General features: G+C 49.5%; 10 protein-coding genes and 1 CRISPR repeat array. Of the genes, 2 read left to right on the top strand and 8 right to left on the bottom strand.

Going from position 1 to position 16,493, the window contains the following annotated elements; genetic code table 11:
- Positions 1–298: 298 nt before the first annotated feature.
- Entirely contained in the window at positions 299–2,626 is a 2,328-nt protein-coding gene (gene helD / locus B9Y93_RS19345; RefSeq protein WP_085497197.1) for an RNA polymerase recycling motor HelD, read from the top strand.
- A 173-nt stretch (positions 2,627–2,799) separates the two neighbouring features.
- Positions 2,800–3,574: a CRISPR direct-repeat array (repeat unit 32 nt; unit sequence ATTTCAATCCACGCACCTACGTAAGGTGCGAC).
- 232 nt (positions 3,575–3,806) lie between these two features.
- On the opposite strand, the gene treR is transcribed toward helD, so the two are convergent.
- The 5 genes from treR to B9Y93_RS19320 form a co-directional block, all read right to left on the bottom strand.
- Positions 3,807–4,517, bottom strand: coding sequence for a trehalose operon repressor (treR, locus tag B9Y93_RS19340; RefSeq protein ID WP_085497195.1), 711 nt, complete (start codon positions 4,515–4,517; stop codon positions 3,807–3,809).
- Between the two features lie 69 nt (positions 4,518–4,586).
- Positions 4,587–6,386 (bottom strand): alpha,alpha-phosphotrehalase, encoded by a 1,800-nt coding sequence (gene treC / locus B9Y93_RS19335; RefSeq protein ID WP_244903487.1) that lies wholly within the window; start codon positions 6,384–6,386, stop codon positions 4,587–4,589.
- 48 nt (positions 6,387–6,434) lie between these two features.
- Positions 6,435–7,871 carry a PTS system trehalose-specific EIIBC component gene (gene treP / locus B9Y93_RS19330; protein ID WP_085497193.1) on the bottom strand — a complete coding sequence of 479 codons (1,437 nt, stop codon included), beginning with the start codon at positions 7,869–7,871 and terminating at the stop codon, positions 6,435–6,437.
- A 606-nt stretch (positions 7,872–8,477) separates the two neighbouring features.
- A complete protein-coding gene (locus B9Y93_RS19325) occupies positions 8,478–8,951 on the bottom strand; it encodes a universal stress protein (RefSeq protein WP_085497191.1) in 474 nt (157 codons plus the stop codon).
- 338 nt (positions 8,952–9,289) lie between these two features.
- Positions 9,290–9,691, bottom strand: a complete 402-nt coding sequence (locus B9Y93_RS19320; RefSeq protein WP_085497189.1) for an RrF2 family transcriptional regulator — start codon at positions 9,689–9,691, stop codon at positions 9,290–9,292.
- Positions 9,692–9,984: 293 nt separating this feature from the next.
- On the opposite strand from B9Y93_RS19320, the gene B9Y93_RS19315 reads away from it, so the two are divergent.
- Positions 9,985–11,661, top strand: coding sequence for an extracellular solute-binding protein (locus tag B9Y93_RS19315; RefSeq protein WP_176228984.1), 1,677 nt, complete (start codon positions 9,985–9,987; stop codon positions 11,659–11,661).
- A 174-nt stretch (positions 11,662–11,835) separates the two neighbouring features.
- On the opposite strand, the gene B9Y93_RS19310 is transcribed toward B9Y93_RS19315, so the two are convergent.
- The 3 genes from B9Y93_RS19310 to B9Y93_RS19300 are packed head-to-tail and all read right to left on the bottom strand — an operon-like array spanning position 11,836 to position 16,489.
- Positions 11,836–12,804: a carbohydrate ABC transporter permease gene (locus B9Y93_RS19310; RefSeq protein WP_085497185.1), complete on the bottom strand. Its 969-nt coding sequence runs from the start codon at positions 12,802–12,804 to the stop codon at positions 11,836–11,838.
- Positions 12,805–12,839: 35 nt separating this feature from the next.
- Positions 12,840–13,790 (bottom strand): carbohydrate ABC transporter permease, encoded by a 951-nt coding sequence (locus B9Y93_RS19305; RefSeq protein WP_244903486.1) that lies wholly within the window; start codon positions 13,788–13,790, stop codon positions 12,840–12,842.
- Positions 13,787–16,489 carry a DUF5696 domain-containing protein gene (locus B9Y93_RS19300; protein WP_085497183.1) on the bottom strand — a complete coding sequence of 901 codons (2,703 nt, stop codon included), beginning with the start codon at positions 16,487–16,489 and terminating at the stop codon, positions 13,787–13,789. The genes B9Y93_RS19305 and B9Y93_RS19300 overlap by 4 nt, the downstream gene beginning before the upstream one ends.
- Between the last annotated feature and the right edge of the window lie 4 nt (positions 16,490–16,493).

Genomic DNA, 16,493 nt, shown 5'->3' with positions numbered 1-16,493 from the left:
GACTAGCTTGCGTTGATTGCCTGCTGATGTAAAGTATTACGCCTACCTCTGCATTACTGGAGGCAGCTAAAGCACATTCTGAACTGTCCGTATAACAGAAAAAGACCACCCACGGTGGTCTTATAAAGATCGCATTCTTGACGAAGCTGTAACGTTATGATAAAGTGAGCAGGACGCTCATTTTTATGATTTTGAACACAAGTATTCCATTATTTTTGTTCCTTTAATTATATTGTACTTGTGATTCAGATAATTGTCAATGCTTTTTTTATTCCAACCATGCAAAGGAGAGATCGGGATGAGCAACTGGGAGCTTGAGCTTCAGAACGAACAAGAACGCGTGGATACCGTCATTGAGAAAGTAGAAGCTGAACAGCAGAAGCTAGGCGAGCAGGTCGGATCGGTCAGAACGGAAATTGTCTCGATCCGCAAGGACTTCTGGGATGATGTCACGGTGAACTTAGACAACGAGGATGAAGCCATAGAGACCGCTGCAAGCATGCGACAGCAGGCCGAGGTTCTCTCCGAGCGTGAGCGGACGCATCGTCAGGCTTACAATCAGCACAAGCTGTTGATGAAGCTGAAGGAGAATCCTTACTTCGGCCGCATCGACTTTGTCGAGCAAGGCGATCAGGCTGCCGAGCAGGTCTATCTAGGCATCGGTTCCTTCTATGACAAGGAAAGCGAGCAATTCCTGATCTATGATTGGCGCGCGCCGATCTCAAGCCTGTATTACGACTATTCCATCGGCCCTGCTCAGTATCAGGCGCCAACCAGCACCATCACCGGTGAGCTTGCGCTTAAGCGGCAATTTGTGATACGCAGCGGACAGATTCGCAGCATGTTCGATACCGGCATCACCATTGGTGACGAGCTGCTTCAGCAGGTGCTTGGGCGCAACGCCAGCGATCAGATGAAGAGCATCGTGGCCACGATTCAGCGGGAGCAGAATCTCATTATTCGTAATGAGAAGAGCAAGCTCTTGCTTGTGCAAGGAACCGCAGGCAGCGGCAAGACCTCTGCCGCCCTGCAGCGAGTCGCCTTTTTGCTATACCAGAACCGGGAGACGTTGACTGCTGACCAAATTATTCTCTTCTCCCCTAACCAAATGTTCAACAGCTACGTAGCCAACGTACTGCCGGAGCTTGGCGAGGAGAATATGCAGCAAACAACCTTCCAGCAATATATCGAGCATATGATCGGCAAGAAATATAAGCTTGAGAATCCATTTGATCAGTTGGAGTATTTGCTGACCGCTGGGCAGGATGAGGCTTTTCGCATACGGATGGACGGCATTATGTACAAATCCTCTTTGCGTTTTATGCAGACGATTGATCAATTTGTAGAACGGCTTAGATATGAAGGCATGATATTCCGCAGCTTGAAGTTCAAGGGACGTGTCTTGATCGATGCAGAAGCGATCTCTTCTTATTTCTATAGCTTGAGTCCCAAACAGTCGATTCCGAATCGGCTGCAGGACGTCACAAGCTGGCTCATACGCGAGCTGAAGAAGCTTGAGAAGCGCGAGCTTCAAGAGGACTGGGTCGAGCAGGAGATTCAATTCCTCGATAAAGAGGAATACGATAAATTTTATAAAAAGCTGATGAGCAATAAGCAGTTCAGTGAAGATACGTTTGACGACTTTGACCGTGAGCAGAAGCTGCTCGCTCAGTATGTCGTTCGCCAGCACTTCAAGCCGCTGTTCCGCCGGGTCAGATCCCTTGCCTACATTCATGTGGCGAGCATGTATAAAGAGCTGCTCGCTTGGGCGGCGACACAAGGCGATGTGCCGCAGAACTGGCCATCGATCTGCGAGCAAGCGTTGGCGCGCATGGATGAGAAGCAGATGGCTTACGAGGATGCAACGCCATATCTGTACTTTAAAGAGCTGCTGGAGGGCTTTAAGTCCAACAAGCTCGTCAGATATGTCTTTATCGATGAGGCACAGGATTACTCGCCGTTCCAAATTGCTTTTATCAAGCAGCTGTTCCCGCGTGCACGCTGGACCATGCTTGGGGATGGCAATCAAACCATCTTCCCTCACGAAGGCGGGCTCACGGATATCTCGACGCTGTTCCCAGACGATACGCAAGAGACGATTCGCCTCTATCGAAGCTATCGCTCTACTCGCCCAATCGTAGAATACACCAAGCAGCTGCTGCCGGATGGCGAAGCGATCGAGGCCTTTAACCGTGACGGCAGCAAGCCGCTCGTGGTATCGGTTGAGAGCGAAGAAGCACTTACCGGGGCCATCGTGGAGCAGGTGAAGGCATTTGAGGCAGATGGACATCAAACCATCGCGATCATCTGTAAAACGGTTCAGGAGGCGCGCGCAGCAGCGGAGCGAATTGGTGATCGTCTGCCCTTCCGCTTGGTCGAGAAGGAAAGCAGTTCCTACAGCAAAGGGCTTGTCATTATTCCAACCTACTTGGCGAAGGGCATTGAGTTCGATGCGGTAGTCATCTACAACGCCTCCGCTGAGCAATTCAACGACGAAGGCGAGCGCAATCTATTCTACACTGCTTGCACACGTGCCATGCACGAGCTGACCATCTTCCATGCGGGTGAACCGACCGCCTTTATGCAAGGCGTATCGCAGGAGTTGTTTGAAGTAAAATCGCTGTAGCGCAACGTGTAAGCGATAGAGAATAAGAAGTGATAGTAAAAAGGTGCACTCTTCCTTTGCGCGGAGAGTGCACCTTTTTATGTGTTGAGTTGCAGTTGAAGGCTGTGAGCTGGCTTATGCACCTGTGTAAGGTGCGACGAGCTGCTAAGTAAAGACACAACTAGATATGATCGATTTCAATCCACACACCTGTGTAAAGTGCGACTTAAGTATCTGGATCTTGACATTAATTTGCGTATATTTCAATCCACGCACCTACGTAAGGTGCGACAAGACAAACGGCGCGGATAACAAAGCCTAATAGGTAATTTCAATCCACGCACCTACGTAAGGTGCGACTATTCATTAAGGTAGACGATAGCAGCTATTTGATAAAATTTCAATCCACGCACCTACGTAAGGTGCGACTAGAGGACGGCAATCCTCCGCCAGTTAATCCGGAATTTCAATCCACGCACCTACGTAAGGTGCGACTATGTCACCAACAGCAAAGTTGCGGTCGTTCTTTCATTTCAATCCACGCACCTACGTAAGGTGCGACTGACATCGACTACAACGGTCCTACCGTGCTCAGTATTTCAATCCACGCACCTACGTAAGGTGCGACACGGTCTGCCATATTCCCCATCGTACTAGCGAGATCCTATTTCAATCCACGCACCTACGTAAGGTGCGACGCTCTCTTTGATACGAGTAAGCATATGTTCAACTATTTCAATCCACGCACCTACGTAAGGTGCGACAAATGGTATTCATCCACACTGCCAAAGTAGGGACGATTTCAATCCACGCACCTACGTAAGGTGCGACTTTGGGGAATATCGGTATACATGATTTTAATCAAGTTATTTCAATCCACGCACCTACGTAAGGTGCGACGAAGATCATGGTGCCGATGGCGCGGCCAACGTTGGTCATTTCAATCCACGCACCTACGTAAGGTGCGACTGCGAATTTTGGTTAAAAAGTAGAAAAATCACCTTTAATTATAACATAAAAATCCATACATGCCTTTATACAGATATTTTCAAACGACAAATATTACAAATCTGTAATCACTCTAGAATTATTTGTAAAATAATTGGTGCGAATGTCCCGGGGAAATCCTGTGAGCTATACATTCGCACCAGCGATAACAAGTCCTTCTTGATAAGCAAAGCTGCTCAACTTGCAGTTCACATTAAGATCTCCGCGCGATATCGGAAAAATAGAATTTGTCGAGCCGCATTCTCGATTCCGTATATTCGAACTGCGTTCCATCGTACAAATACGTAAAGTTTTTGACAACGACCACATATTCCGTCCCGTTCAAATCCAGATACTGGCGATCATCCTCGCTGCACGGCTGCACCTCGATGACACGGCGGGCGTAGCTGATCTGAAGGTTCAGCGTATGCTCGATGTACGCATAGATTGAGTTCTCGGCAATCTCTCTCGTCAGTCCTGGCACAAGATCGGATACGAACATATTTACATCCAATATCACGTTCTCGCCATCCACTCGCCTTACACGCTTGATCAGATCAAGCTCCGTCTTCGCTTTTACCCCAAGCAGCTTGGCTGTGTCTCGATCGGCTTTAAGCTTGTGAATTTCCTTGACCGAGGTCGTATAGCCGCGTTTAAACCGCTCGTTCGCTTCCTTAAAGCTGACGATGCCGCCAAAGCTGAGCTCGATATTTTTCTTGTGAATCACAAAGGCTCCCTTGCCGTGAATCTTCTGGATATAACCGCGCTCCTGCAGCAGATCGACAGCCTTGCGCACGGTTCCGCGGCTTGCCTCATACATGCCCATGAGTTCCGTCTCAGACGGGATCTTCGCCCCGTCCTTCCACTTCCCTCTTTCTATATGCTCAATGATCTCTTCCATGATCTGCTCATACTTGCTCATCATGCAATCCCTCGTCCCTACCATCGTTCTCGATAGAACTATCGTATCACATTCGAGCACGTTGATTCATCTCTATCGCTCCAAATAATACACGATGGATTCGTACGGCCGCAGCGGAATTCGTGAGGTCCACGATTCGCTCGCTCCTTGGCAATTATGAATCAAAATGCGACTTCTCCAGCCTTTGAATCTGGCCTTCAGCTCCTCCGGCATGTCAAAGCTTGCTTCTGTCCCGTAATAATTGCACAGCACAAGCAGCGCGTCCTGCTCCGTTGTTCGTGCATAAGCCCATACCTGCGGATCGGCCTGATCAATTCGCTCATAACGGCCTTCAGTCACCACGCCAAGCTCATGGCGAAGCTGAATGAGCAACTGATAATAATAAAACACCGAGTCCTCGCGGCTAAGCGCCTCTTTCACATGAATATGCTTATAGTTCGGAGCGACCTCAATCCAAGGCTCTCCCTCCGTGAAGCCGGCATGAATAGAATCATCCCATTGCATGAGCGTTCGTGAATTGTCGCGCGATTTCTGCTTGATGGCATCCATCAGCTCTTCATGCGTACGCCCTTCTTCACGATACAAACGGTACATATTGAGCGTCTCGACATCACGATACTGATCTATCTCGTTAAAATGAGGGTTCGTCATGCCAATCTCCTCACCCTGATAAATGTAAGGCGTCCCCTGCAGCATATGCAGCGACGTGGCCAGCATCTTCGCAGAGCGCTCGCGATATTCTCCATCATCGCCAAAGCGGCTCACGATGCGCGGCTGGTCATGATTGCACCAGAACAAAGCATTCCAGCCTCCACCCGCATGCATGCCAATCTGCCAATCTGACATAATGCGCTTCAGCTGTTCGAAATCAAAGTCCGCCTTGACCCACTTCTCTCCATTCGGATAATCCACCTTCAGGTGATGGAAGCTGAACGTCATCGACAGCTCCTGACGATCCGGATTCGAATATTTCACACAGTAATCAATGGAGGTGGAGGACATCTCTCCTACCGTCAGCAGATCAGTGCCCTGGAACACCTCGCGGTTCATCTCCTGCAGCATGTCATGAATGCGAGGACCGTCTGTATAGCATTTGCGGCCATCCCCATAGCTGCCATCCTCACGGATCTCATCCGGGAAGCGCTGATCCTTAGAGATGAGGTTAATCACATCCAAACGGAAGCCGCTGACCCCTTTTTCTACCCAAAAGCGCATCATGGTGTAAATCTCCTGGCGAAGCTCCTCATTCTCCCAGTTCAAGTCCGCCTGCGTCTTGTCAAAAAGATGCAAGTAATATTGCCCTGAGGCTTCATCCTTCTCCCAAGCGGAGCCGCCGAATTTGGATTCCCAGTGATTCGGCTCGTCGCGCCATATATAATAACCGCGGTAAGGACTCTTAGGATCATTGATCGCGGCTTGGAACCACTCGTGCTCAGTCGAGCTGTGATTGACGACGATATCCAGCATAATGCCGATCCCGCGCGCTTTTGCCTCCATCACTAAGCGTTCAAAGTCCTCCATCGTGCCGTAGCTCTCATCAATGGCATAATAATCACTCACATCATAGCCGTTATCGTGCTGAGGCGACTTATAGATGGGCGTAATCCAGATATAGTCCACCCCGAGCTTCTGCAGATAGTCGAGCTTCATCGTAATGCCCTTCAGATCCCCCGTTGCCCCGCTGCCGCTGTTCTTAAAGCTCTTCGGATAGATCTGATACACGACAGATCGTCTCCAATCCTGCTTGGCAGCTTGTTCGCCAGCTGCGGCTCTCTCCGGTTGATTGGCAGGCTCGACTTGCTGTGAATGCTGCTTTGTTGTAATCTCTCTATTTAAAAGCTCCAGTTGGTTGTGCATGCTTTCTTGCTTCATGAAAATCTCTCCTCTACTTGCTCCTATCCAAATGTTTCTCTCTTTGGCTTAGGCCTTGCTGTTCAAGCGCTTCGAGCGCGACATCAGTATGGTCAAGATGACCGGAACGACGACCGCAATCGCCATGCCGATGAAGAAGCTGATCATTGAATTCGGCATGATCGAGATAAAGGCAGGCAAACCTCCGATCCCAATAGCTGGCGCCAGCACGTGATTCAGTGTGATAAAGATCGCCGCCGTTGCTGATCCAATAAGAGCAGCGTAGAACGGGAATTTGTTCGCTAGGTTTACACCGAACAAGGCTGGCTCGGTAATGCCGAAGTACGCGGATACCGCGGATGTCGAAGCCATGCTCTTATCGTTTTGCTTCTTCGCGATCCAGAACATCGCAAGCGCTGCGCTGCCTTGTGCAATGTTGGATAGCGCAATCATCGGCCAGATAAAAGTGCCGCCGTTCTGTGCGATTAGCTGCAGATCAATCGCGATAAACATATGATGCATGCCTGTGATGACAAGCGGCGCATACAAAGCGCCGAACAACAGCGCACCGACAACAGGCGCAAAGTCAAACACATAGACGATACCGTCTGCAAGCAAGTTACCAATGTGACGAGTGACAGGACCGATCACGGCTAGCGCCAAGAATCCTGTTACGACGATAGAGGTAATCGGCACAACAAGCAATTGAATCGCGCTAGGCACTCTTTTTTTCAACCAAAGCTCAACCTTGCTTAATACATAGGCTGCAACGAGAATCGGGAGGATTTGCCCCTGATAGCCCACTTTTTCAATCGAAAACACGCCGAAAATATCAAAGTACGGGATCTTCGCGCCATCGATTCCAGCAGCGGCTTGACCATAGTTCCATGCGTTCAGAAGATCAGGATGAACAAGTAATAGTCCGAGTACGATACCAAGAATCTCACTTCCGCCAAATCGCTTCGTTGCAGACCAGCCCACAAGCGCCGGCAAGAAGACAAAGGCGGTGTTCGCCATCATATTGATTAAATCCCACAAGCCCCCAAGATTCGGGTAGACCTCAAGCAAATTCTTGCCTTCAAAAAACAAATCCTTAGCGCCGATTAGGTTGTTAATCCCCATCAGAAGACCTGCCGTTATAATCGCTGGCAGGATCGGCATGAAGACGTCGGAGAAGATCTTGACGAGCTTCTGCATCGGATTCAGCTTCGTCGAGCCCATTTCCTTCACATCTGCTATAGTAGCCGACTGCATCTTCGTCTGTCCGATCATCTCGGCATAGACGCGCTCTACATCAACAGGACCGATGACGATCTGGTACACGCCTGCGTTCATGAATGCGCCTTTGACAAGATCAATGCCCTGCAGCTTCTCCTGCTCAATCTTTGACTCATCCTTGAGGGCAAGCCGCAAGCGGGTTACGCAGTGCGCGGCCTGCTCAATATTGTCCTTGCCGCCTATATACGCAATAATCTGCTTGGCGGCTTCTGAATAATTTTTACTCATCGTGGTCATCTCCTCACTCTGACTTTATACATGAAAGCGATCGACTTAACTTTTTATAAAAGGGGTGGTACCGCTTACAACAACAATATAACTTATATATACGAGTTTGTAAACACTTATATATATAAGTAACCAAGACGGCGTCTTGCGTATCACGAGACCCGTTCGCTGCCATGATTCTGCTCTCTGCTTCCGACCGTCATGAACATTAGCATTCTTGCCTATTCTCGTGCTCGCTATCGCTGATCAATTCACAAATCTAACCTCAACCCTTTCCTACACAAAAAAAAGACATGGAACCCATGTCCATGCCTTTGCTTGCCTTATGCGATTATTGGTCTGCGGGTGCCACCACGGTCTTATGATCCCCATCAATGATCAGCGCGCTGCCGGCCTTAATCGTCTCTACTCCATAAGCAAAAGTCGTAATCGGAGAAGTTGGCCATGACCTTGGGATCGCTGCCGAAGGTTGCGGCTTGCACCAGCCGATCCGCTGACAGCACCTTGTAATCGGTCATCGGCTTCTACAAAGCCTTCTCAATCTCGAAGGTCTCCGGATTCACACCCAAGCTAAAGTCCTGGGCCATGCTGAGCTGCCACTGAGGACTATTGCATAATGAGGATGGGGCAGCGCGGTGATTGCTCCATTTTGCGTCTGACATGCTTGAATAATCGCTTGCGATTCCTCTGCACCCTTCGATCTCCTATCACAATCAGCTTATAGCTGTATTGTTCTGTCAGCTCGGCAATGACCGGAGATGGGCTCCCCTCCACCCGGAATATAGAAGCATCGATGCCTGCAAGCACAGCATCGCGCTGAAGCTGATTCAACTTATCCTGATCCTCCGCTTGAATGACCAGCAGATCCTCTGCTGCATATTGATCAATCGGCACATAGCCGGAATATGAGAGCGAGGCTATCATGGTAAAGCCAAAGTTAAAGATAGACCGATGATGATGCTCACAAAAGACAATATCCAGCGCGGTCCGCTTCTTCTGAGCAACTTGAAACGCGATTTCGATGGCCTGCTGACTCAAGGACGTGCTATCAATAACCGCTAGTATTTTATTAGACATCATAATTCTGCCTTTCTCCCTATTATATGTTCGAAATGAGAGGTTCTGATTCGAATTAACTGATAATGATTATCAATATCATAATATAGCATATGTGGCTTTTCTTCAATAGCTTGAATCAAACATCCCGCAATGACGCGTTTAAAGGCTGTATGATGAGGTCTTCCCGGTTACATATAAAAAATAAAAACCTCACCTTTACGTATGAGTAAAGGTGAGGTCATGATATGATACACAGCATACATGGGTCTGATCATTCTTCCTCTAGAATGAACCACACATCAATAAGGTCTAGTACCTTATCGTCTGTATCCCATGCCCATTTTTACTTGCTTTAGCCTTCAGCTGCCTATGTCAGCGATTCGAATCGCATCAAGCTTCGCAATTAGATCCTTCTGCAGCCCCGCAAAGATGCGGCGAACATCACAGGTGGCGGTTGCGTTCAGATTGCAGAAGCAATCATCTTCGAGACAGCGGTTGATCCGAAGCGGCCCCTCCATCACTTCAACGATCTGGTAAAGCGTCACGTGGGCGGCATCCGGATGCGCTCGATAGCCGCCATCACAGCCCTGCACCGATTGAACCAGCTTCGCTTTTCGCAAGCGCCTGATCACCTTCATAAAATACTGATAGGTAATGCCAAGCTCCACGGACATATCCTTTGCCGTCGACAGCTGATGCTTGTGCTGCAGCAAATAACGCATAATACGAACCGCATAATCTGTAGTGATTTGTAGTTGCATAATATCCCCTTTATAGCATGCTAGCTAGTAAAAATTATAACGTGCACATGCCTCCCATTGTACATAACAAGCTCTAATTGCGCTGTGATGTACCTTGGCTTACGGCATAAGCTTAGCTGGCTGGTGCTTAATTGGCCATTTCCTATTACATTGATCTTGAGATTCTTGCTGGCAGCGTAATCGCTCACATCACCAAATCATACTGACAAATCATGCCACCTCCTTCTATAATGGAAATACATCACTATTGCCACTCCGCGCAGCCCTATTTGCGTTGGTCAGGAGGACTTTCCATGTCTTCATTTCGATCATTTCGATCCTTTCGATCCTTTCGATCCTTTCGATCATTTCGATCTGTTGTACTAACTCTCGCTGCCTTGCTGCTTATGCCGATCGTGCTTGTCTCCCAGGAGTACACAGCTGCTCCCATGAATCACAATGAACCAACAGACGCTGCTTCTGCGTATAAAGAGCATTCCATTGTTCAAGACCATCTTGTCATCTCGATGGCTTTCTGGGATATCGATACCGCCTTTGAGCGCAAAGATCCAATTCTTCAGATGATCGAGCAAAAGTTCAATCTATCCATTCAGCCTGTGAACATCACCGCTTCAGACTACATGCAGAAGCTGCAAATGTGGGCGACAACAGACAAGCTCCCTGATGTATTCGCTCATTCCATTGCGAGCGATTCACCAGGAATCTATAACGAGTGGATTACTCATCAATTAATCAAGCCCCTGCCCGAGGATCTGACCCCCTACCCTTATGTGGATCAGATCGCACAGATTCCGGACATTCAGCTGCTCAAGAAAGATAACAAGCTCTATATGCTCCCGCGTATCGGTTATCCGACGAACCGATTATGGATGCTTGAGCGTGTCCTGTTTGTGCGCCAGGATTGGATGAACGATCTCCTGCTGAAGGATATCTCAAGCTTCGAGCAGTTCTCCAACATGCTGACTGCCTTTTCCAACCGATCACCGAAGGACGAGCCCCGATCGATCGTAGGGATTACCGCTTCAGGCATGAACATGCTGTCATGGGCATTCAGTTCCACCTTCCCGCAATTCGCCACAGAGCAGTGGGTGTTCGAGAATACAAGGTGGATTCCCTTTTACGCATCAAAGAAGATGGATGAGGTGGTCGTCCAGCTTCGAGAGCTCTACGCAAACGGCACGCTGGATCAGGATTTTTATTATATGAAGGAAGAAGATGCGATTCACAAGTTTGTAAATGAAGAAGCCGGCGCACTCGTCTATAAAGCAACGCCAGACAGCCTAAGCAAGCTTGAGGAGCGCTGGAATGAGCTTCACCCTGATGTGAGCTTCTACGATGCTGTCGATATTCTCCATCTGTGGCCAACAGAGGATGGACATCGCTATTTTTATGCGGCTCAGACCTATTGGTCGGAAACCTTCTTCAACGCCAAGGTCAGCGATGAGAAGATGGAACGGATTCTTCGCTTATACGATTATCTCTTGTCCCCAGAAGGGCAGATGCTCACCAGCTATGGACTTGAAGGCGTCGATTATTATAAAGAAAATGATCGCATTATCATCACAAGACCCTACGATGAACAGAAAAGAAGGCTTGTTGATCTGGAGCGAACCTATCCTTCAATATCCATCTTTCGTTCACTTGCATCCTGGGGGAAGGATCGCAACTTTCGCTTCGACCAGACAAACCGCATTAATTACGGTGATCACAACATTCAAAAAAGCTTGGATGAGATGGAATGGCAGCTGAATCATGCGACAGCAACCCCGACCTATCACAAGATTAATTCGCTGTCCACTCCAGCCAAAGACAAGCTCGGCACACTCATTAATCCGCTGGAGGATCTAATAAAGGTCACCATAAGCAATGAGGACCCTGTAGCCATGTGGCATCGGACGGTTGAGCGCTATGAGGCGCTCGGTCTCAATAAGGCCATACAGGAGGTTAATGAAAGGCTGCAGCAGCGATAGCCGCCTAGCCCAGAACACACCCTTTCTTGTGAATCGACAACAAGCCTCGTCCTTTCCAGCTCAGCGTGTAAGAGCTGAGCGTAGAAGAACGAGGCTTTATTGCGACAGCACGCATGAATCCCGCTCGCGGCTAAGGGCTGCATCTGTTCGCTAGAATGGCGCAAGCTGAGCGGATTAACCGATTAATCCGCTTCGCTCCACACTCTCCACGAAGTATCGCTGAGCGAAGATGTATAGAATGATGATGGGTGCGATGAACAGCAATTCCCCAGCATTTTTCACCAGATAAGCATACAGCGGATCGTTCAACGAGAATGACGCCCACATGACGGGCAGCTTCGTTGACAAGACGTCGGTCGAGGTGAGGAACAAGGATACATAATAGTTGTCATTCCACTGCCACACGAAGGAGAACAGCACCACCGTCACGATGGCGGGAATCGCATTGGGCAGCATGATCCTGGTGAAGGATTGAAGCACGGAGCAGCCGTCAATGTAAGACGCCTCCTCAAGCTCGACCGGAATGCCGCGAAAGAACTGGCGGAAGATGAAGATGAATAGCCCGCTCTTGATCCCCATGCCCGTAATCGACTGAAGAATAAAGGGCCAGTAGCTATCCAGCAAATTGACGCCTTTTTCACCAGTTATCCATTCAATTAAGCCAAAAATATCAAAATAGCGATAATTCAAATAGGTCGTTACCATCAAGGTCTGAACCGGCACGATAATGGTAAAGATCACGCCAGCAAACAGCACGCCGCTGCCCTTGAAGCGAAGCCTTGCAAAGGCAAAGGCCGCAAGCGCACAAGAGATGACCTGCAGAATCGTAGACACGCTTGCAATCAGCAAAGAGTTGAGCGCGGTCTTTGGATAATTGAGCGCTTCGAAGGCGATCCGAATCGTATCCAGCGTAAAGTGCTTCGGTATCCATAAGACGGTAGTATCATACACGTCTAAGCGATCCTTAAAGGACACGGACAGCTTAAAGAAGAGAGGATACAAAATGACAAAGCAGAAGCCTGCAATCAGCACGGTTCTGACCATGACCCAGCTCCAGTGCTTGACGCGCTGCAGCGGCGATAAGGTTCGCAAGCCTCGCTTCGCTCTCCAAGCTGCCGCTCTTGCCTCAGCCTGTATCTTCATTCCAGATCCCTCCTTGTTCTAGTTCATTGCGTTCGTTAATCATAATAGAACACCTTGCGCGAGATGAGGGTCGTCGTGGCAAGCAGAATGATCGATACAATCAGGAAGTATACCCACGCCATGGCTGCGCTCAAGCTGAAGTTCAGCGATTGGAAGGCTGTATCCTTGATCATCTGGCTCAGCTGATTGCGACTGTAGGAATCAATGACCGTATAGACGACGTTCGTCAGCATAATCGGACTGATCATCGGAAAGGTTATCTTCCAGAAGGCCTCATACCCTGTTGTTCCTTCAATCTTTGCCGCCTCATACAGCGATGGCGAGATCGACTGCAGCGCCGCTAGAAAGATAAGAATCTGCACTCCGGAGGAGCTGATCACTTCATAGATGCGATCCACCGATCCTGTAATATAGGACACGATGCCGCTTCCTACGCCAGACTCAAGCAGCATGCGCTTAAGCTCAAAGCTCGTGAAGGCGAAGCCGCCATCCTCAGCTCCACCTGTTACCGAGGCTGCAATTGACGTCATCTGCGAGCTGTTCTCCAAGGACAGCACCGGTGCGGCGAGCAATACGGGAAGGAAAAATATCGCTCTCGCAAACACCCTGCCCTTGAACTTCTGATTGATCAGCGTAGCGACAAACAGGCTGAAAATCGTAATCGAAGGAACGCTGATGACAATGTCCATGATCGCCTCAACCAGCGTGCGGTTAAAGGTGGGATGGCTCGTAAACAGCTCTTGATAGAATTGAAAGCCGACATAGCGGGTGTCAAAGCCGCCTTTGCCAAGGGTTAGCTTGTTGAGACTGTAGACAAACGATTGGTACAGCGGCACAAGGAACAAGAAGATAAAGCCTAGCAGCCATGGCGTGACAAACAACAGGCCAAGTCCAGCCTTTTTCTCCTGCAAGGTAAACTTCGAGCGCTTGCCCGAGTGTGCCCCACTTTCCTTATCCCGCCTTCTCCAAGCAACTATTTTGTTCATGCTCCACCTCCATCGGTACGATATCCGAGTGCCTCAATGGTTATTCCGTCAATCGTTACCGCTTCACGATTATAGTTAACAAGGATGCGAAGCTCGTTTGCAAATGTCGTTTCATATACCTGCTCCTGCAACTTGCGATGGTGAATGATCGGCTCGTTTTGCACCGCTTGAAGCACTGCGCTCACTTCCTGATAGATTGCGGAAGCCTCATCCATCCAGTTCACATAGGAGGCGGAATACAGATCATTGAGCTTCGTATCGCGAATAACCGAAGGGTCCTCGTAGAACCATTGATAGGCTGGAAGAGAACCTGTCTCCAGCATGCGCAGCATCGAGGTGCGAGGGTCCTGATCGCGCTCTAGATTGAGCGGCTTGCCCGCATGATCGACGTAACCGTGCACCACGATCGAGTAAAAAGGAATCTCCTCGCTCTCGATATTGAAGCGGCTGCTCGTTAATGGCGCATCGACGATCGTGCTTGCATACGGAATGCTGTAGGCATTGCCGCCGCTAATCATGAGATGGTCCATCTGCTCCTTCAATCTCTGCAGGCTGTCTGTTACGATCGACAGGGTCTCCTGTCTTGTCGTTGTCTTTTTATCGCTGACACTGCTGTTCAGATCCTCACCCAGATCACGAAGCGAGATCGAGCGGACTTGATAAGGCATAACGCTCTGAATAAAGTGATCAACGACGCTAAGCAGCTTATCAGGAGCCAGTACATAGTAGAGCCGCTCGCCTTGATTGGTGGTGACAAGGTCGACATTTTTCTTCGATGCGGCCTTGCGGTTTAAGAATCTTGCCCCGTCTCGATCTGCCTTGAATCCCTTACCCTTCTCATATACACGCTGGAAAGCTGTATCCATGAACCATTCGATCTGATGCTCCTTCGCATATTGAATCAGCTTCTGGAGCCCCTCTGTCCCCCCCAGGACGCGATCTGGCTTGATCCGAGACGGAAGCGTATGATAATAGCCTTCATTAAACCAGCCTGAATACTTGAGCTGAATGCGCTTGATTCCTTTTTGCTGAAGCTGCTTTAAGATGTCAATCGCTTCATCGAAGGTCGTGACGGGCTCAACCGATTCATAGGGAATCCCTAAGAACGTCTTGCGAACCGGAATACCGCCAACTAGCTCCAGCACAAAAGGAAGCTCGCCGTTTTCTTGGATGCGCTTCATGCCGTGGCGCTCAATCAGATATTGGCGGTACTGCTCCGCCATTCCCACGTAATCCGCCTGCTCTCCGCTTAAGAAGCTGTACCGAACCGCGATGCCTTGACTATACATTGAAGAATACTTCGGAATCTGCCGCGCTACCGAACCTGCACGGAATTGAACCGACTCCATATTCCTCATCCCAAAGCTCGCGCTGATCCGGTTGTAGCTGTTCAAGCGGCCGCTTGGCTCTGCGAAGATGGAAGCCTGGGCATCTCCCTCTTCAATGATGGCCAGCATCGCTTGATTCCCGCGCTTCATGCCGAATACCGGCAAGCGTGAACGCTCGGCATACTGCGGCTGAAGCGATTCATTGCTCTTCAGTGTTGCATCCTCACCATAGAGCGGAAGCTCGTATGCTCGTGCCCCCGCATGATTCTGATTCAGGTCAATCAAGGCGCCCGATCCATCTGGAACGAACATATAGCCTTCATCATCAAGGCCCGCTGCGCCAAAGAAAGGCAGCAGCGTAATCTTATGCAGCGGGAATGCTTCTGTATCCTGCACCCCTGCGGTATCGATGCGTGCAAGCAGCTGATCCTCATTGAGCTCATACACAATCGGAATGATAAAGCGGGGCGCAGCGCTCTCCTTGATCGAAGACTCTTCATCCGCCGACGCACTGTCCTGCTTCGCCTCATCTGCTGTATAGCCGATCGATTCCAGAATCGCGACGACATCCTTTACAATGTAATCCTGCATCTCCTTGCGCTCATACTGCTGCTTCGCCTCATTGAAGAAAAAACGATTGCGAAGCCGAGAACGCGCCTGCTCATCTTCGATCTGATTCAAGATCCGCTCCTCAAAGCGTTCCTTGCTGATCACCTGCGGGATAGCGCCAAGCCCTTTCTCTGAGCTTCCGATCTCATAGATGATCTTGACGCCATGCGCCAGCTCCTCGATCTCAAATTGCCCTTTTTCAATGCTTTCCGAGGCATTGTTGATCAGCGATTCATAGCCTTTATCATTAAAATAGGACAGAATCAGCTGGGAATCGAGATCGCTGCGATTCATTGCCTTGGCAATCTTATCCTGATCACGATCTGCTGGGTTCGTGCTCCACAGCTCGGCTGTACGCTTATCCCGAACAACAACCTCGGTCGTTTTTTTATTCAAATAGAGCTGCAAATAAGCATTTTCCGTGATAAGAGCGGTGCCCATGGGTACTTCTGCAGCAGCAGCTGTCGTGACCGCTGAAGCCTTCTTGCCACTAGGCAAAGCCGCTTTCCTTTCGCTTCCCTCGTCAGCAGAAGCAGCATCTGGGAGCACTCCCTCCGCTGGCCATTCATCCGAAGGAGCAGCTTCCTTGGCAAGCGTGGACATCGTGGACCTATTCCCTGCTACGCCCTCTTCGCCACCGGAAGAATCCAAGAGCGGAGCTGTCCCCCCCATCATGAGTCCTCCTGCCCATCCGCCGCCGATCCCTGCTGCAAGGATTAGGCTCGTAGCGAGCAGAATCATGTATTTTGTTCTCTTACGCATATCT

The sequence above is a fragment of the Paenibacillus aquistagni genome, from assembly GCF_900177815.1.
GTDB lineage: Bacteria > Bacillota > Bacilli > Paenibacillales > Paenibacillaceae > Paenibacillus_B > Paenibacillus_B aquistagni.
This window is presented reverse-complemented; position numbering and strand designations above follow the sequence as displayed.